Origin of the sequence: Micromonospora sp. MP36 (assembly GCF_008119785.1) — a bacterium.
Lineage (GTDB): Bacteria > Actinomycetota > Actinomycetes > Mycobacteriales > Micromonosporaceae > Micromonospora.
Genome location: NZ_VSFA01000026.1, coordinates 45,215 through 62,783 on the forward strand (window position 1 = coordinate 45,215; position 17,569 = coordinate 62,783).

At 71.3% G+C, this 17,569-nt stretch carries 16 protein-coding genes; 3 read left to right on the forward strand and 13 right to left on the reverse strand.

Going from position 1 to position 17,569, the window contains the following annotated elements; all coding sequences use genetic code 11:
* Nucleotides 1-4: 4 nt before the first annotated feature.
* The 11 genes from FXF52_RS19110 to FXF52_RS19160 all read right to left on the reverse strand — a co-directional run bounded on the left by FXF52_RS19110 (nucleotide 5) and on the right by FXF52_RS19160 (nucleotide 13,669).
* Nucleotides 5-901: a carbohydrate ABC transporter permease gene (locus FXF52_RS19110; protein WP_148798438.1), complete on the reverse strand. Its 897-nt coding sequence runs from the start codon at nucleotides 899-901 to the stop codon at nucleotides 5-7.
* Nucleotide 902: 1 nt separating this feature from the next.
* Nucleotides 903-1,829, reverse strand: coding sequence for a carbohydrate ABC transporter permease (locus FXF52_RS19115; protein WP_148798439.1), 927 nt, complete (start codon nucleotides 1,827-1,829; stop codon nucleotides 903-905).
* Nucleotides 1,826-3,109 carry an extracellular solute-binding protein gene (locus FXF52_RS19120; protein WP_148798441.1) on the reverse strand — a complete coding sequence of 428 codons (1,284 nt, stop codon included), beginning with the start codon at nucleotides 3,107-3,109 and terminating at the stop codon, nucleotides 1,826-1,828. The genes FXF52_RS19115 and FXF52_RS19120 overlap by 4 nt, the downstream gene beginning before the upstream one ends.
* Before the next feature lie 67 nt (nucleotides 3,110-3,176).
* Entirely contained in the window at nucleotides 3,177-4,220 is a 1,044-nt protein-coding gene (locus FXF52_RS19125) for a LacI family DNA-binding transcriptional regulator (RefSeq protein ID WP_187413588.1), read from the reverse strand.
* 151 nt (nucleotides 4,221-4,371) lie between these two features.
* Complete coding sequence (locus FXF52_RS19130) at nucleotides 4,372-5,358, reverse strand: helix-turn-helix domain-containing protein (protein WP_148798445.1); 987 nt, start codon at nucleotides 5,356-5,358, stop codon at nucleotides 4,372-4,374.
* 137 nt (nucleotides 5,359-5,495) lie between these two features.
* Nucleotides 5,496-9,200 (reverse strand): S8 family serine peptidase, encoded by a 3,705-nt coding sequence (locus FXF52_RS19135; RefSeq protein WP_148798447.1) that lies wholly within the window; start codon nucleotides 9,198-9,200, stop codon nucleotides 5,496-5,498.
* Between the two features lie 112 nt (nucleotides 9,201-9,312).
* A complete protein-coding gene (locus tag FXF52_RS19140) occupies nucleotides 9,313-9,981 on the reverse strand; it encodes a DedA family protein (protein WP_370518002.1) in 669 nt (222 codons plus the stop codon).
* Between the two features lie 32 nt (nucleotides 9,982-10,013).
* On the reverse strand, nucleotides 10,014-10,562 hold the full coding sequence (locus FXF52_RS19145) for a phosphatase PAP2 family protein (protein ID WP_148798451.1): 549 nt from the start codon (nucleotides 10,560-10,562) through the stop codon (nucleotides 10,014-10,016).
* Between the two features lie 92 nt (nucleotides 10,563-10,654).
* Nucleotides 10,655-12,019 carry a cell wall metabolism sensor histidine kinase WalK gene (locus FXF52_RS19150; protein ID WP_187413589.1) on the reverse strand — a complete coding sequence of 455 codons (1,365 nt, stop codon included), beginning with the start codon at nucleotides 12,017-12,019 and terminating at the stop codon, nucleotides 10,655-10,657.
* Nucleotides 12,020-12,071: 52 nt separating this feature from the next.
* Complete coding sequence (locus FXF52_RS19155; protein ID WP_148798455.1) at nucleotides 12,072-12,749, reverse strand: response regulator transcription factor; 678 nt, start codon at nucleotides 12,747-12,749, stop codon at nucleotides 12,072-12,074.
* 98 nt (nucleotides 12,750-12,847) lie between these two features.
* On the reverse strand, nucleotides 12,848-13,669 hold the full coding sequence (locus tag FXF52_RS19160; RefSeq protein ID WP_222870569.1) for a hypothetical protein: 822 nt from the start codon (nucleotides 13,667-13,669) through the stop codon (nucleotides 12,848-12,850).
* Between the two features lie 187 nt (nucleotides 13,670-13,856).
* Here FXF52_RS19160 and FXF52_RS19165 point away from each other — a divergent pair, with 187 nt between their 5' ends.
* Nucleotides 13,857-14,462, forward strand: a complete 606-nt coding sequence (locus FXF52_RS19165) for a nitroreductase family protein (protein WP_148798457.1) — start codon at nucleotides 13,857-13,859, stop codon at nucleotides 14,460-14,462.
* Between the two features lie 67 nt (nucleotides 14,463-14,529).
* On the opposite strand, the gene FXF52_RS19170 is transcribed toward FXF52_RS19165, so the two are convergent.
* Entirely contained in the window at nucleotides 14,530-14,817 is a 288-nt protein-coding gene (locus FXF52_RS19170) for a DUF1905 domain-containing protein (RefSeq protein ID WP_148798459.1), read from the reverse strand.
* Nucleotides 14,818-14,821: 4 nt separating this feature from the next.
* Nucleotides 14,822-15,475 (reverse strand): DUF998 domain-containing protein, encoded by a 654-nt coding sequence (locus FXF52_RS19175; RefSeq protein WP_148798461.1) that lies wholly within the window; start codon nucleotides 15,473-15,475, stop codon nucleotides 14,822-14,824.
* Between the two features lie 132 nt (nucleotides 15,476-15,607).
* Between FXF52_RS19175 and FXF52_RS19180 the strand changes: the two genes are divergently transcribed.
* Both FXF52_RS19180 and FXF52_RS19185 read left to right on the forward strand, forming a co-directional pair.
* Nucleotides 15,608-16,900 carry a sensor histidine kinase gene (locus FXF52_RS19180; protein WP_148798463.1) on the forward strand — a complete coding sequence of 431 codons (1,293 nt, stop codon included), beginning with the start codon at nucleotides 15,608-15,610 and terminating at the stop codon, nucleotides 16,898-16,900.
* Nucleotides 16,888-17,562, forward strand: coding sequence for a response regulator transcription factor (locus tag FXF52_RS19185; protein WP_148798465.1), 675 nt, complete (start codon nucleotides 16,888-16,890; stop codon nucleotides 17,560-17,562). The genes FXF52_RS19180 and FXF52_RS19185 overlap by 13 nt, the downstream gene beginning before the upstream one ends.
* The last annotated feature ends 7 nt before the right edge of the window (nucleotides 17,563-17,569 follow it).

Below are 17,569 nucleotides of genomic sequence, written 5' to 3' on the forward strand. Positions count from 1 at the left end.
CGATTCAACCCTTTACGCCAGATCCGATGTTGGTCGAGGTGAAGTGCTTCTGGAAGGCGACGAACAGCGCCACCGCCGGGGCGGCGAGGACGCAGGCGCCGGCCAGGACCGCCCCGTACGGGTTGGCGGCCCGCGCGGCGACGTTGCTCAGGTAGTTGGCGAGCGAGACCGCCAGCGGCTGCATGTCGGTCTGTTTGGTGATCAGGAACGGCCAGAGGAACTCGTTCCACGGGCCGATGAAGGTCAGCAGCACCACGGTCAGCAGGGCCGGACGGACCAGGGGCAGCGCGACCGACCACAGGATGCGCAGTTCGCTCGCGCCGTCCACCCGGGCGGCAGCGAAGAGATCCGGCGGCAGTTGCAGGAAGAACTGCCGGAAGACGAAGACCGCCGTGGTGTTGATGAGGAACGGCAGGATCATGCCGAGATACGAGTCGGCCAGCCCGTAGCCGCGCACGATCAGCACGTACAGCGGGATCAGGAGGAGCTGGAACGGCACCACCTGGACCAGCAGGACCAGGTTGAACAGCGCGCCGCGGCCCCGGAAGCTGAGCTGTGCCAGCGCGTAGCCGGCGAGCAGGCCGAACACGACCGTGCCGAGAATGACCCCGCCGGTGAAGATGCCGGAGTTGACCAGCGACCGGAGCAGGTGGATCTCGGCGTTGATCTCCCGGTAGTTGCCCAGGGTGAGGCCGCCGGTGGGGAACGCTCCGGCCGGCGAGGTGTCCGGTTCGGCCTGCAACGACCCGATGAACATGTAGTAGAAGGGGAAGAGGAAGGCCAACGCGAAGGCGGTCAGCGCCGCGGCCCGCAGCACCCGCCCGAGGGTGCCGGTGCGGCGGCGGGCCACGGGCTCGACGGCGGGCGCGGTCTCGGGTGCGCCGAGGGTCCGGGTCGACATGTCAGGACCTTTCCAGCAGCCGACGGTTGATCATCGATAGGGCGACGACGCCGACGACGAGCAGCACCCCGATCGCCGCCGCCACGTCCGGCGCGCCCTGCTCGAGGCCACGCTGGTACATCAGCAGCACCGGCGAGGTGGAGGCCCCGTTGGGACCGCCGCCCCCGGTCAGCAGGTAGGGCTCGGTGAAGAGGTTCGCGCCGGTGACGGTCGCCACGATCACCACCAGGGTGGTGGCCGGGCGGACCGCCGGTACGGTCACCGACCGGAACCGCTGCCAGGCGCCCGCCCCGTCCACCGCGGCCGACTCGTACAGCTCCTTCGGGACGTTCTGCAGCGCGGCGAGGTAGAGCAGGATGAAGAAGCCCAACTGCTTCCAGGCCACGAACACCGCGATGAGCGGCATCGCCAGCGTCTCGTTCACCAGCCAGGACGGGTCCGGGGCGAGCGGGCCGAGGAGCGTGTTGACCAGGCCGTCCGAGCTGAACAGGAACAGCCACACCCCGACCACGGCGACGCTGGCCGTCACGTAGGGCACGTAGTAGGCGACCCGCAGGAAGGTGCGCCCCCGGATGGCCTGGTTGAGCGCCACGGCGAGGGTGAGCGCCAGCGCCGCGGTGAGCGGGACGTTGATCAGCAGGAAGACCAGGATGTTGCCGAACGCCTGCCGGACCCCGGGATCGCCGAGCACGGTGCGGTAGTTCTCCAGGCCGACGAAGGGACGCTCGACCTGGGCTCCGGGCGCGGCGAAGAAGTAGTCGTGGAAGCTCATCCAGACGGCGAACCCGAACGGGTACGCGAAGACCAGCAGGAGGTAGGCCGCGTACGGGGCCATCAGGGCCAGCCCGACCGGGTGACGGCCGAGCAGGGCCGTCACCCGTCGGTGGCCGGGGCGCGGCTGCGTACCCCGGGTGAGGTGGACGGTCATCGCTGGCCGGCGAGCCCGTCGACCTTCTTCGCGGCGTCGCCGAGCGCGTCGGCCACCGGCCGCTTGCCGAAGATCACCGACTCCGAGTACGCGTCCCGGAACGTCTGCCAGATGGTGATGGAGTTCGGCACGTTCGGCACCTCGACGGTGCGCCCGGCCTGCTCGGCGAAGGTCTGGTAGGCCGGGTTCTTCGCGAAGTAGTCCGGGTAGGTCGAGGGCAGGTCGGCCCGCAGCGGCATCTGGCCGGTGGCGTCCAGCAGGGCGCCGTCCTGCTCCTTGCTGGTGGCGAACTTCAGCACCTCCCACGCGGTGGCGCGGTTCTTGCAGGCCGAGTACATGGCGACGTTCTTGGCGTCGCTGAAGGTCTTGACCTCGGCCGCGGGCTTGCCCGCGGAGGTCGGCACGGGGGCCGCCCCCCACTTCACCTTCTGGCCGTACACCGCGATCGCCCACGGGCCGACGATGGCCATCGCGGCCTTGCCGTCGGCGAACGAGTCGCCGTTGTACTTCTCCTTCGGCGCGAGGCCCTCGTCGTAGAGCTTCTTCCAGAACTCCGCGACCCGCAGCCCTTCGGGCGAGCCGAACTGGGCCTTGCCGTTCTCGACCAGTTGCTTGCCGCCGGTCTCCGCGGCGAACAGCGGGTAGTAGTCGAACCACGACTGGAAGAACTCGCTGCTCGGGGCCGGGTAGATCGCGGCGGGCGCGACGCCGGACGACTTGATCTTACGAGCGGTGGCGAGGAAGTCGTCGTACGTGGACAGCGGCGGGTTCTCCGAGTCCACGCCGGCCTTGGCGAGGATCTCCTTGTTGTAGAAGATCATCACCGGGTTGGACTTCCAGGGCAGCTGGTAGAACTTGCCGTCGGGGGACTTGTACTGGTCGGCGGCGGCACCGGTGCGCTGCTTGATGTAGTCGGCGGCGCCGTCGAAGTCGTCCAGCGCGACCAGCCCGCCCTGCTTCTCGAACTGCGGCACGGCGGCCGGCGCGGTGTTGAAGATCAGGCACGGCGCGTTGCCGGCGGTGATCGCCGCGCCGATGACCTCCTCGGAGGACTTTCCGGCCGGGAGCTCCTGGGCGGTGATCTTCTGGTCGGCGTGCTGGCCGTTCCACGCCTCGACCATGGCCTTGCCCCAGGCCAACTCCTCCTTGTTGTTCGACAGCCAGATGGTGATCGGCCCCTTGGCCGAGGAGTCGGCCTTGGTGCCGGAGTCGCCGTCGCCGCAGGCTGCGGTGAGGCCGAGGGAGAGGACCAGGAACGCGGCGGGGACGGTACGTCTCATATCGGTCTCCGATCTCGACTGCCGTGACGCTGCAGCGACCAGGCCTGGGCGATGCCCGGGCGGCGGGTCACGGCGACTGGTGTGGTGTGGGTGGTGGTGGTGCAGCGGTGGAGGCGCGGACGACGAGCTGCGCGGGAGGCATCTCGACGTCCGGGCCGCCGGTGCCGTCGATGAGGTCGAGCAACGTACGGGCGGCGACGCCGCCCCAGCCGGACGGGTCGGTCCGGACGCTGGTCAGTGCCGGGCTGATGTGGGCGGCCAGCTCGGTGTCGTCGAAGCCGGTGACCGAGAGCTGGCCGGGGACGTCGAGGCCGCGTTCCCGGGCCACGGCCATGCCGGCCATCGCCATCACGTCGTTGGCGTAGATGACCGCGGTCGGCGGGTCGGCCAGGTCCAGCAGCTGGTGGGTGGCGCGGGCTCCCCCAGCCGCCGAGAAGTCGGAGGGCACACAGGGGCCGGGCGGCAGTCCGGCGTCCCGAAGCGCGTTCTCCCAGGCGTCCCGCCGCGCCGCGCCGTGCAGGAAGTGCTCCGGCCCGGCCACGTGCGCGACGTGCCGGTGCCCCAGCCCCACCAGATGCCGTACGGCGGCGGTGATCCCCGGCCGGTCGTCGACGAGCACCGCCGGGAACGGGCTGGCCATGTCGGGACGGCCGAGGGTGACGGCGGGTAGCCGCAGCTCCTCCAGCAGGGCGATCCGTGGATCGGCGACCCGCAGGTCCAGCAGGAACACGCCGTCCACCCGCCCGTCGGCGGCCAGCCGCCGGTAGCCGTCGTTCTCGGCCCGCCGGTTGGTGACGACCTGGAGGACCAGCGCCTGGTTCCGCTCGGCGAGGACGCGTTCCACGCCGGCGATGAAGGCGGGGAAGAACGGGTCGGCGCCGAGCAGCTCCGGCGGGCGGGCGAGCACCAACCCGACGGCGAACGCCCGCGAGGCGGACAGGGCCCGGGCGCGGTGGCTCGGGGTCCAGCCCAGCTCCTTCGCCACCGCCAGGATCCGCCGGCGGGTCTCCTCGGCCACCCCGGGCCGTCCGTTGAGGGCGAAGGAGACCGCGCCCTTGGAGACTCCGGCGGCACGGGCGACGTCGGTGATCGTCGGTCGGCGTTGGGTCACCAGCTCGATCCCCCTCCCGTGCCCGCCCGGGCGACCACGCTGGTCGCTAAACCGGTTTGGGAGATGCTAGACCGGTTTAGCGAAGGGATCAATGGCTGGCCTCGTCAGACCTGCGGGACGGCGGACAGCTGTCCTTCCCCGGCTGCGGGAGTTACGCCCAGTCGTGGCGGGCGGCGTACCAGCCCAGCTCCATCCGGGTCTTCACCCCGGCAAGGTCCATCAGGTGGCGCAGCCGACGCTGCAGGGTCCGCAAGGAGACGTCGAGCTGGCTGGCGACGACCTGATCCGTGAGCCCGGCCAGCAGCAGCGCCAGGATCTTCCGGTCCAGCTCCGTCGGACCGTTCGGGTCCACTGAGGTGACATCCCCATCGGTCAGCCCGCCCAGTGCCGACACGTCGAGCGGGTGGGCGTGACGCCACACGATCTCGAACAACGCGTCCATGGCGGACAGCAGGCCGCTGCGGTGCAGGAGCACGGCGCCGGGCTCGCCGCCCGACTCGACGGTCAGCGGCACCAGGCCCAGTTCCTCGTCGGCCAGCACGAGCTTGATCGGCAGTGACTCGGCCACCCGTACCTGGACGCCTTTGCGCAGCGATGTGACGGTCTCGGTGATCATGCCGGGTTCGGCGAGCGCCGCCCGTTCCAGCACGACCCGATACTCCACCCCGCGGTCCATCATCACGGTTTCCAGGTTGTTGGTGCCCGGGGGCACGGCGACGAACGGCGCGGTGACGAAGTTTCGTACCTGAGCCCGGGCCGCGTGCTGCACCTGCGCGAACCGGTGTCGGATGCCGTCGACTCCGGTGACGACCTCGATCAGTTCGCTGATGCTCCGGCCAGCCATCGCCACGCGGTGTTCCTCGGCGAGGGTGACCAGCGCCAGCTCGGCGGTGTGCAGGCCGTCCCGCCGTTCGCTGATCAGCGCGCCGAGCGCCACCGCGGGCGGCGCGGCCGAGAATTCGCCGTCGGGCGTGCGCTTCACCAGCCCGTCCGCCATCAGTTGCGACAACGCCGCTTCGACCGCCGCTTCGGTCAGGCGGGTGGCATCCGCGAGGTCGACCGAGCTGGCGGATGCCCGCCCGACCAGTTGGCGGTAGACGGACTCCTCATCACTGGTCAGCCCCAACGCACCCAGCATCGGCGGACGCCTCCCCTCCACCCGTTGCTGGTGTATGAGTATGCGCCACCGTGATAGATCTTGAACAGCTCCGGGCGTCGGGCGGCCAGCTGGGGTGGGCCCCGGGACGTTGCCGTCCCGGGGCCCCTCGAACGGTCTCACCGCAGGCCGTACGCCCGGATGATTTCCTGCTTGATGCTGAAGCCGGCGTCGGTCGTGGCGCTGGCCCGCACCGAGACGAAGCCGCCAGGCTGCTTCGCCAGCTTGAGTGCACCGTTCCACCAGCCGGCGTCCTTGCTGAGTGTCACCTGCTGCCAGGTGGCGCCGTCGTCGTACGACACCTCGAGGGTTACCGAGGTGACGTTGCCGGTGCTGGGGCCGCCGCCCGCCTGGGGGATCGGCTTGAGGCGGATCTGCTCGGTGGTGCCGGCCTGCACGTCACCGTGCAGGTCGGTGTCGAGGCGGTACTCCATCTGCAGCAGGGCGAACGGTTCGAACTTGTCCGACTCGTTGGAGCTGGAGACGAAGTCCCACTCGGTGTGCGTACGGGTCGACAGCCGCCACTGCTCGGCCGGGCGCGACGCGTCCAGCACCATGCGGTAGGGCAGGGTCCCGGCCGGCACCGACTGCCACTGCATGCTCGACGAGTACTTGTTCTCGTACAGCTTCTGGTCGCCCTGGTAGAGCTTCAGGTTGGTCGGCACCGAGCCCCACTCCAGGTTGCCGCCGTGCTCCAGGCCATCACCGGACGGGCTCCAGGCCTGCACGTTGATGGTCATGTAGTCGCGGTAGCGGCTGTTCTGCACCGCGAACGCCCGGTTGAACGCCGGACGGATCGCCGGGGCGAACCAGTCCTGCCGGGTGGTGCTGCCCTTGGCGTACGTGTTGCGGTTGGCCGTGTCCGTCCAGGTGCCCTGAACGTGCGACTCGTGCCAGACCTGGCCCGGGGTGACCCACTCGGTACGGGTGGCGGGGTGCCACTCCCGCTCCGCGAAGCCGAGGGACGGGGTGAAGGTGACGTCGTACCGGTAGCCGCCGCCCTCCATGCCCTTCGTGATGTTGTAGTAGTGCGCATCGATCCGGGCGAGGTCCTGCTGGCTCGGGTGATAGGTGAGCGCCTTGTCCGGCACCTGCCCGGTGTAGTTTCGGGTCAGGTCGTAGACATAGCTCGCGTACGGCACCTGGTTAGTGATCAGGGGCAGCGTGCCGGTCTTGGCCAGGGCGATCAGTCGCGCTCCGGCGTCGCGGTGCACGGTGGCGACCGGGATCGGCGACGGGCCCACAACTTCGTTGAGCACGCCGACGCCGTCGTTGACGACCAGCAGCAGCTTCGCCCCGGCCGCCACGGCGGCGGCGGTACGGTCCTTGGCGCTGACCGCGTCGCTGCGCGTGACCACCACGGCCTTGCCCTTCGCGTCGAGCTTGGCGTACTCGCTCGCCGCACCGGTGCCCGCGTAGACCGCGGGCAGGGTTTCCCGGCCGGCGGTGACCGTGCTGCCCGGCTGGACCGTGACGTCCACGGGCGGCAGGCCCGGGACGTCCACGCTCAGCTGCGGCTCGCCCTTGCGCCACCGGGTGGCCATCGTGAACGACCCCTGGGTGACCTTCTCGGTCGGCGTGACGTAGAGGTCGTCGTACTTGATCGGCACGATGAACCCGTCGCGGAAGCTGTCGCCGTTGGCGTACTTCACGGTGTAGTCGAGCTTGCGCTGTCGGTCCTGGCTCCGCTGCGGTGCGACGGTGTTCAGCAGGCGGGCCTTGCTCGCGTCCAGCACCACCTCGGCTCCGGAGCCGTCGAGCACGGTCTCCGGGTCCACCAGCAGGGCGAGGCCGAGCGAGTCGGCCTGCTCCCCGGGCACGTCCAGCGTCGACTCGACCGTGTAGGTGCCCGGCGGCATCCGCAACGTCATCTCACCGTCGACGTTGAGCACCCACGGGTAGAACTCGCCGGCCTTCTTGATCACGACGGTCGAGGCGGCGGGCTTGCCGTCCCGGCCGATCAGCTTGACCTTCAGGTCGTAGCGCTCGTCCTCCTTGAGCAGCCCCAGCGAGGTACGCGTGACGGCGGTGCCGGTGGCGGCGTCGGTGCCGACGAGGTAGCCGGTGAACTGGCCGGTCCCGGGCTTGGTCGGGTCCCCGGTGACCGGCACGGTCGCGCTCCCGCCCGCGGGCACCGTCACCGAGGAGGCGCCCAGCGTGAACCGATCCGCACCGGTGATGGCAAGGTTGAGGGTCACCCCGGTGCTGCCCGAGTTGGTGAACGTCACCTGCTTGGTCACCGGGGCGTCGGTGGGCTCGTGCGGCCAGTCGAAGTTGCCGAAGAAGACCGAGCCGCTGGACCGGACGCCGGTACGTACGGCGGCGGCGACGTCGAGCCGGCCGGTGCCCACCTCGTACGGCGTGTATCCCGCGGCCAGCCCCTTAGCGCTGCTCATCAGCGCCTCCTTGAGCTGCGCGCCGGACCAGTCGGGGTGCCACTGGGCCAGGATCGCCGCGGCGCCCGACACGTGCGGGGTGGCCATGGAGGTGCCGCTGATCGTCCGGTACGGGCCGGAGCCGGTGGTCATCTGCTGCGAACGGGCGGCGGTGATGTCGACGCCGGGGGCGGTGATGTCCGGCTTGAGCCCGCCGCTGCGCACCAGCGGACCGGTGCTGGAGAAGTACGCCAACCGGTCCTGCTTGTCGACCGCGCCGACGGTCAGCGCGCTGGCGGCGGAGCTGGGCGTACCGATGCTCTGCGGCCCGGCGTTACCGGCGGCGATGACGAACAGCGTGCCGTACTGCGCGGACAGCGTGTCGACGGCGACCGCCATCGGGTCGGTCCCATCGGACAGCGTCGAGTCGCTCAGGCTCATGCTGACCACGTCCGCCCCGGACTCGGCCGCCCACTGCATGCCCGCGAGCACCCAGGAATCCTGGCCGAAACCGTCGTTGCTGAGCACCTTGCCGACGATGAGGTCCGCGCCGGGCGCGACACCCTTGTACGAGCCGCCGGAGGCCGCGCCGGTCCCCACGATCGTCGAGGCGACGTGGGTGCCGTGCCCGTTGACGTCGGAGGTGTCCTCGCCCGGCACGAAGCTGACCTTGCCGTCGATCTGGTCGACCAGGTCGGGGTGGCTGGCGTCGATCCCGGTGTCCAGCACCGCTACCTTGACCCCGCGGCCGTCGTACCCGGCGGCCCACGCCTCCGGGGCACCGATCTGCGGCACGCTCTCCTTGAGGCTGGCGGTGACCCGACCATCCAGCCAGAGCTTCGCCATCCCGGCGCCGAGCGCCGGCCTGGACCCGGAGGCGACCGGCGCGACGGTGGTCCAGAAGGTACGGGCCTGCTTCTTGTCCGTCGCCAGCGCCGCGGCACCGACCTGCCGCAGGTCGCGGACCAGCTTCGTGCCCGGCGGGACGGCCGGCTTGGCCGCGCGCGCCGTTGCCGGCCCGTAGGTGGCGATGAGTGGGACGCTCGCGGTGTTCGCGTCGTCGTACCCCATCTCGATGAGGTCGGTGACGTTGAACAGCCGCCGGTCCAGTTTGTTGCTGGTCAGCAGGGGCAGTGCCTCGTCGGGCAGGACGAACAGGTCACCGCCGCTCTGCTGGAGGTGAACGCCGCCGGTGGCGTTGTCGGGCCGGTCGACATCGACCGTCTCCGCGCCGCCGACGGAGGTGGTCACCGTGACCACATCGCCGGTGATCAGGGTGATGGTGTGCGTGGACCTGGTGGCGGTCTTGGGGGCCGTACCGGGGCTTGCCGCGGTGGCGTGCGCCGGGATCGCGGCGAGGCCGCCGGCGATCAGTCCGGCCGCTGTCGCCGCGGCGAGCAACCGACGCCGGGCCCGGCCGGAACCAGCGGGCTGTAAGGGAGATGACATGCGAAAGTTTCTATCGCTGCCGTCGCAGCCCGGTGAATAGTTGTCGCTGGCGGAGTCGCGCCAGGGCGTTACTCCGCCACGAGCAGACGCCGCTGCTGGACGGTGGAGGAGGTCACCGTCGCGCCACTTCCGCCCGGTCGGTGTCGGCGGCCTTGTGTCGCGAACGGAGCAGTTGGATGCCGATGGGTAGGACGGAGACCACGACGATGCCGACGAGTATGACCTCGATGTTGGACTTGACGAAGGTGATCTGGCCGAGGAAGTAGCCGAGGACGGTGACGCCCACCCCCCACAGCACCCCGCCGAGGAGGTTGAAGATCAGGAACGTCCGGTAGTGCATGCGGGAGACGCCGGCGATGATCGGGGTGAAGGTACGCACGATGGGCACGAACCGGGCCAGCACGATCGACCGGGCACCGTACCGGGCGAAGAACTGGTTGGCCCGCTGCACGTTCTCCTGCCGGAACAGCCGCGAGTCGGGTCGGCGGAACAGGCTCGGGCCGACCCGCCTGCCGAACAGGTAGCCCACCTGATCGCCGGCGACGGCGGCGACCGCCACCAGCAGGCAGAGCAGCCACAGCGGCAGGTGCAGGTAACGGCCGTCGGCGACGAGCAGCCCGGCGGTGAACAGCAGCGAGTCGCCGGGGAGGAAGAACCCGATCAGCAGGCCGGACTCGGCGAAGACCACCGCCAGGATGCCGATCAGCCCGAAGCTGGAGATCAGCCACTCCGGGTTGAGGACGGCGGGACCCGCTGCGAGCAGCGGCTGGGGCACTGACACGGGCACCTCCATGAGGGGCAGGGAACGGGCGACTATTGACCGACGGTCGGACGCGGACGCCGCTGCTGCGCCCACCGGTCGTACGCCCGACCGCCGGCGTGGACGACGGCGACCGCGGCGGCGGCGATGAACACCGCGGCGAGAATGTCCGCCGGGTAGTGCACCCCCGCCCAGATCCGGGCGAATCCGACGACGGCGGCCAACACTGTCAGCGCTACCCCCCACCGCCGGGACAGAAACGCCCCCACCGCGAACGCCGCCGCGAACGCCGCCGTGGCGTGGTCGCTGGGCAGCGACGGCCCCGCGGCGTGCGGGATCAACTGGTGGACCGAGTGGGTCTGGAACGGTCGCACCTCGGTGCTGACGGCGGCGACGACCTGCCCGGCCACGAAGGCCACCGCGAGCGCCGCCGCGACCCGCACGACGGCGGCCGGTCGGGCCCGAAGGGCGCGCAGCACGGGCACCGCCGCCACGACGCCGAGGACGAAGATCAGCCACACCGCCGACCATTCGAAGATGTCGTCGATCGTGTCGCTGCGCCCGGCTGCGGCGTTGATCAGCTCGAACAGGTGGTAGTTCATCGCACAACGCTTCCTGGTCAACCCGGCTCCCCCGCACGGCCGGCTGCCGCCAGCCTGCCCGCCGGCCCCTGAGAGGAGCCTGAAACGGCCGGTCAGTGCGCGGTACGGCTGAGCGGCAGGAGGACGCGGACGGTCATGCCCGGCCCCGGCACCACCTGCACCGTTCCGCCGTGCGCCGCGATGATCTCCCGGGTGATCGGCAGTCCGAGGCCGCTTCCGCCGTCCGCGCGGGCACGGCTGTCGTCCAGCCGGACGAACCGGTCGAAGATGCGTTCCCGCTGGTCCTCGGGGACACCCGGCCCGTCGTCGCCAACCTCGACGCAACCCCACCCGTCATGTACCGAAACCTCCAACGAGACCTGGGAGCGCGCATGTCGGGCGGCGTTGTCGGTCAGGTTGCGCAGGGCCCGGCTGAGGTCGTGGGCATCGCCGGCGACCCGCACCGGGGCGAGATGGGCGCGGACGGTCAGGTCGGGCCGGCGGGCGGCGATCCGGCTCCGCTCGGTGTAGGCAAGGTCGTCCAGGTCGACGTCGTCGTGTCGGCGGGTGGGTCCGTGCTCGTCGATGCGCGCGAGCAGCAGAAGGTCGGACACGAGGCGGCCGAGGCGTTCGGCCTCGTCGCGCAGCAGCCCGACCAACTCCGGGGTGGTGCCGGTCAGCGGGGCCAGCGCCAGCCGGTCCAGGCCGGCCTGCAGGGTGGCCAGCGGGCTGCGCAGCTCGTGGCTGGCGTCGGCGACGAACCGCCGCTGGCTGGCCGCCGCCGTGTCCAGCCGGTCGAGCATGCTGTTCATCGTCTCGGCGAGCGCCGCCACCTCGTCGTGCGCGGTCGGTACCGGAACCCGGGCGTGCAGGTCGCGGGCGGTGATGCCGGCGACCCGGCGACGGATCGCCTCGACCGCCTGCAGCGATCGACCGACGAACAGGAAGACCGCCGCGCCGACCACGAGCAGCATCGGTGGCAGTCCGGCGGCCAGGATGGCGGCGACCGCCTCCGTGCTCTCGTTCACCGGGCGCAGCGACTGCGCCACCAGCACGATCGTCGTACCTGAGCCGACGGCAACCCCCTCGGCGACGACCCGGTACGGGTCCTCGTCCGCGAACGGCAGCATCCGCTGCTCGTGCAGCACCTCGCCGGGGCGGGGGCGCAGCGGGGACAGCGGCGCGGCGCCGGCGAGCGCGGCCGACGCGGCCTCAACCCGACCGGAGGTGCCGAGGATCTGCACCAGGGTCTGCTCCCCTGGGCTGGGCTTCAAGGTCTGGGCGATCGCCGTCTGGTCGCCGGCCGCCACCGCCGAGGCCACCTCGGCGGCGCGCTGCCGGGCGGCGGCGTCCACGTTGCCGGCGAGGTCCGCCCGGGCCACGTAGACGAACGCCGCCGCCCCGACGGCGAAGGCCAACGCCACCACCACCGCGGCGGCCAACGCCGAACGCAGGCGTACCCCCAGGCGGCTGCGCACCCACCGAACCGTGCGCCGGAACGACCCGCGTGCCATGACAGTGCTGCCCCCGTCAGCCGCCATCGGACGCCAACCGGTACCCCATCCCCCGCTCGGTCTGGATGGCCGACCGGCCGAACGGCTGGTCGATCTTGCGGCGCAGGTAGCCGATGTACACCTCGACGATGTTGGGGTCGCCGTCGAAGTGGGCGTCCCAGACGTTCTCGATGATCTGGGTCTTGGACACCACGTCCCCGCGATGACGCATGAGGAACTCCAGCAACGCGAACTCGCGGGCGGTGACCCGGACCGGTTGTCCCGCCCGGGCGACCAGCCGCCGCGCGGGATCCAGCGTCAGGTCACCGGCGGCCAGGACGACCGGGCGCGCGGGGGCGCCCCGGCGGACCAGGGCGCGGAGCCGGGCCACCAGCACCACGAAGGAGAACGGTTTGGTCAGGTAGTCGTCGGCGCCGAGGTCGAGGGCGTCGGCCTGGTCGTACTCGCCCTCCTTCGCGGTCAACATCAGCACGGGGGTCCACACCCCGCGAGAGCGCAGTTGGCGGCACACCTCGTAGCCGCTGAGGCCGGGCAGCATGATGTCGAGTACGACGACGTCGTAGGTGTTCTCGCTGGCCGCCCAGAGCCCGCCGGGGCCGGTGTGCTGCACATCCACGGCCAGCCCCTCGTCGACCAGCCCCGCGCGGATCACCTCCGCCAGGGCGGTCTCGTCCTCGACGACCAGCACTCGCACCGGTTCCCCTCCCATCCCCTCCGCAGACCCGCGGTTCCCCATTGGGTCGGCGTCGCCGTCGCCGACCCAGGCACGGCGGGAGGCGGCGACGCCGGCGCTCACCGCCGCGCTGCCAAGTCCTTCTCGCCGCGCGTGAGAAGCGGTAGTGGCGCGTCCCGCTTCGTCACGCCCAGGTAGCTGACCAGGACAACGATCGTGGCCAGGAACAGACCGCTGGTGGTCACGGGGCCGACCCCGAGGCCCCCGTCGTCGCGCCCCTGCGAGAGGTAGTCACCGAGCGACGCGCCGAGCGGGCGGGTCAGCACGTAGGCGATCCAGAACGCCAGGATCGGGTTCAGCCACGACCAAGCGTACGCCGCCCCGACCACGGCGATCAGCGCGGCGAAGATCAGCCCGGACCGCCAGTAGCCCAGGTCGAAGCCCTCGGACAGCAGATCGCCGGCTGCGGTGCCGAGCGCGAAGGTGAACAGGATCGCCGCCCAGTAGAAACTCTCCCGGCGGGCGGTGACGATCGAGTGGATGGACAGGGTGCCCTCGCTGCGGTACCAGACGGTGAAGGTGATGCCGAGGGCCACGGCGAACACCGCGGTGCTCACCTCGAGCGGGACGCCGAGGCCGTCGGTCAGGTTGTCCGTGATCAGCGTGCCGACGATGCTGACCAGCACCACCGCCAACCAGTAGACCCCCGCCACGTAGCGCCGGGTCCGGAACTGCCAGACGAGCACCGCGACCAGCGCGACGGTCATGACGAGCGTGGTGCCGGTCAGGCCGAGATGAAGGTCGACGTTGAGAAAGTCCGCCGCCGTCTCGCCCACCGTGGTCGAGAGGACCTTGATGACCCAGAAGTAGACCGTGACCTCGGGAACCTTGTTGAGCATCTGCCGCATTTGCGGCGACTCGTACCGTTTGTTGATTGTCATGTGCCGCAAACTTCCACGCCCAGCCTGAGAGCAGGCTGAAGCCCGGCCCGGGAGGTCGTGGGTCCACCGGCCCGAGCCCGGCCAGGGCGAACCCCACGACGACGATGAGCAGGTAGCGCCGGTCGGCGACCCGCTCGCAGCGGTGCGCGGGGCCGCGGCAAGCCGGCCGAGCAACTAGGTTGCGGTCATGGACTTTCAGGATGTGGTCCGGCGGCGACGCATGGTGCGCAGCTATGACCCGGATCGGCCGGTTCCCCCCGAGGTCGTCGAGCGCATCGTCCACAACGGGCTGCGGGCGCCGTCGGCGGGTTTCTCCCAGGGCTGGGGCTTCCTGGTGCTCGACAACCCGGCCGACATCGCACGGTTCCGGGACGCCGTACGGCCCGACGACGGGCCCGAGAACTGGTTCGCGGCGCGGGTCGAGTCGCCACTGCTGATCGTTCCCCACTCGAACAAGGACGCCTACCTGGACCGCTACGCCCAGCCCGACAAGGGCTTCGTCGATCGGTCGGACGCCTGGTGGCCCGCCCCCTACTGGGACATCGACACCGGAATGGCGTCCCTGCTGATGCTGCTGACCGCGGTCGACGCCGGGCTGGGCGCCTGTTTCTTCGGCATGCCGGTGGACCGGATCGCGGCGTACCGCGAGGCGTTCGGGGTGCCGCCGCGGTTCACCCCGATCGGCGCGATCTCGATCGGCTACAGCGACGAGCCGCCCCGTGACCTCCGCAACCGGCGCCGGCCGGTCGACGAGGTCGTGCACCGGGGCCGGTGGAGCCACCCGGCGGAATAGCCGCCGCTAGGGCAGCGGCGACGGCGGCGCAGTGCGGGCGAGCTGAGCAGCCCGCACCCGCCGCCGGTCACACGTCGACGGTGAGGCGGACGGTCACCACCTCGCCCACCTCGATCCCCTCGGCCTTCCGTACCGACGCCTTCACCGGCACGAGGTACCGCCCGTCCTTCGGGAACAGCGACGTCCGCCAGCCGGTGGCGCCGACGCGCGCCGCGACCGGAATCATCCCCCAGCCGTACGTCACCGAGGGGGACGCCGCTTCCAGCTCACCGCACTGCTCGTCGGGGACGGTGACGAAGTGCCACGGCGCGGGCCCCCGCCAGAACCACAGCTCGCCGCTGAACTCCAGATCCATCCGGTCAGCATAGGAGCCGACCGGCCCCCGCCGACGTGCGCGTGAGCCGCACCGCGACCACGACGGTCCAGGCCAGCAGCGGGAACACGGCCACCCGTTCCATGCCGCCGACGCCGAAGCCGAGGTCGACCTGGGCCAGGAACAGCACCGTGCCGGCCAGGCCGGTCAGCCCCAGCGCGAGGCTGTCCTCCCGCATCGCGCCGAGGACCGGGGACCGCCGGGCCAGCGAGGCCACCAGCATCCCGCCGTTCCCCAGTACGAAGATCAGCAGCGCCGCGAGGAAGTGGTTGTTCTCGTCCACGTCCGCCGGATACGCCCCGGCCAGCACGTACCCGCTCGCGCCGGCGAGGGTCAGCAGCTGCGCCGCCCGGGTGGCGGCACCGCGGCCGAGCGCCGACCAGGTGAGCAGGACCCCGAGCGCGAGCAGCAGACCGGTGACGATCATGGCGCTGTTCATCGCCGCATGCCACGGCGAGCAGACCTGGCGGGGACGGGTGGTGTCCCACACCCCGCAGGTCACATTGCCCAGATCGCTGATGTTGTTGTCGGCCCAGCTGAACCGCGGCTGCCGCCACGCCAGCCCGGTGATCACGTTCGCGGCCAGGAACAGCGGTGGGGCGAGCAGCCAGCTGTACGAGCCCAGGCGATGGATAAGCATGCGGCCACTTCACCGGACCGGAGTGGGTGCCGCACTGGGCTCAGTAGGTCAATGTCGGGTAGGGCTGGGCATACCCGAGGAGTGGATCCAGCCGGCTGGGCCATGCCCCTCCGCCTGGCTAGCGTCTCCGGCATGACCTTGGACAGACCATCGCACCTGGCGGACGCGCTTCGCCGGCGGGACTACCTGCTCTCCGCATGGCCCTGGCGCGCCCTGGCGTACGCCGTCACCACCGTGCCGATCGCCGGCGTGCTGGCCGTCGGGCTGCTCGTCGTCGGGGCGCCGCTGCTGGCGGTGGTCAACGCGGCCCGGCAGGGCCGCCCGGTCGGGCTGCCCATCGTCGTGTTCCTCACCGTCGCCGGTCTCGCCATGCTGGCGCTCGCCCCGATCGCGAGCGTCCCGGTGGCCGCATTCGAGCGGTGGCGGCTCGGCGTCGTCGACCCGCGCCCCCTGCCCGGGCAGCGCATCCGGGGCCTGGCGGTCCGCTACACCAGCGCCGCGGCCTGGCGGGAGGTCGCGTACACCTTCTTCCTAGGCGGGGTCGTGCCGATCGCGTACTGGCTGCTCACGCTGCTCGCCCTGCTGGACCTCACGCTGATCGCCAGCCCCTGGCTGGCCGACGACACCGACCAGGTCGTCGTGGTCTGGAGCACCGTCGACACCGCCCGCCAGGCGATCCCGTACGCCATCGTGGGCCTCCTCCTCATCCCGGTGCTGTGGTATCTGGCCGGGCTGCTCGTCGCCGTCCAGGCGGCGCTGGCCCGACGGTTGCTCGGCGGGCCGCCCGACGACGGGGCGGCGCTGCGGGAGGTCACCCGCTCCCGGGCCCGCCTGGTCGACGCGTACGAGGCGGAACGCCGCCGCATCGAACGCGACGTGCACGACGGCGCGCAGCCCCGGCTGACCAGCCTCACCCTGCAACTCGGGCTGGCCCGGCTCGACGTGCCCGAGAACTCACCCGCCGCCCGGCCCCTCGCGGTCGCGCACGAACAGGCCAAGGACCTGATGGTCACGCTCCGGCAGATCGTGCAGGGCATCCGCCCGCAGAACCTGACCGAGCTCGGCCTGGCCGGCGCCGTCCGGGAACTGGCCGGTGAGGCCACCATCCCCGTCGACGTACGCGCCGACCTCACCCAGCCGGTACCGGAACTGCTGGAGACCACCGCCTACTTCGTGGTGTCGGAATCGCTGGGCAACGTCGCCCGGCACGCCCACGCGACCCGGGCCGAGGTACGGCTGACCCAGACCGACCGCCACCTCGTCGTGGAGGTCGAGGACGACGGCCGCGGCGGCGCCGACCCGACCCGCGGCACCGGCCTGACCGGGCTCGCCGACCGGGTCGCCGCGGTCAACGGGCGGTTGCTGCTCGCCAGCCCGACCGGCGGTCCTACCCTCGTGCGGGTGGAGCTGCCATGCCGCCGGTGACCCGTGTCGTGCTCGCCGAGGACGAGGTCCTCCTCCGCGAGGGTCTCGTCGGCCTGCTGACCAGGTTCCAGTTCGAGGTGGTCGCCGCCGTCGGCTCGGCACCGGACCTGCTGGACGCGGTCCGCACGCACCAGCCGGACCTGCTCGTGACCGACATCCGCATGCCGCCCCACCACCGCGACGACGGCCTGCGCGCGGCCGTCGCCCTCCGCGCGGAGCGGCCGCACCTGGCCGTCGTGGTGCTGAGCCAGTACGTGCAGACCGAGTACGCCTCCGCGCTGCTCGACAGCGGCGACGGCCGGCACGTCGGCTACCTGCTCAAGGACCGGGTGGCCGACGTCGCCGAGTTCGCCGGCACCCTGCGCAGGGTCGTCGACGGTGGCACGGCCATCGACCCGGACGTGGTCCGGCATCTGCTGCACCGCCCTCGCGACCCGCTCGCCGCCCTGTCCGCCCGTGAACGCGAGGTGCTCGCGCTGCTCGCCGAGGGCCACTCCAACGCGGCCATCGCGGCGCGGCTGCACGTCACCGAGGCGGCGATCGGCAAACACGTGGGGAACATCCTGACCAAGCTCGACCTGCCGCCCAGCGACGACACCAACCGGCGGGTGCTGGCGGTCCTCACCTACCTGCGGACCGATCCGTCCCTGCGCGACCGGTGATCGATGG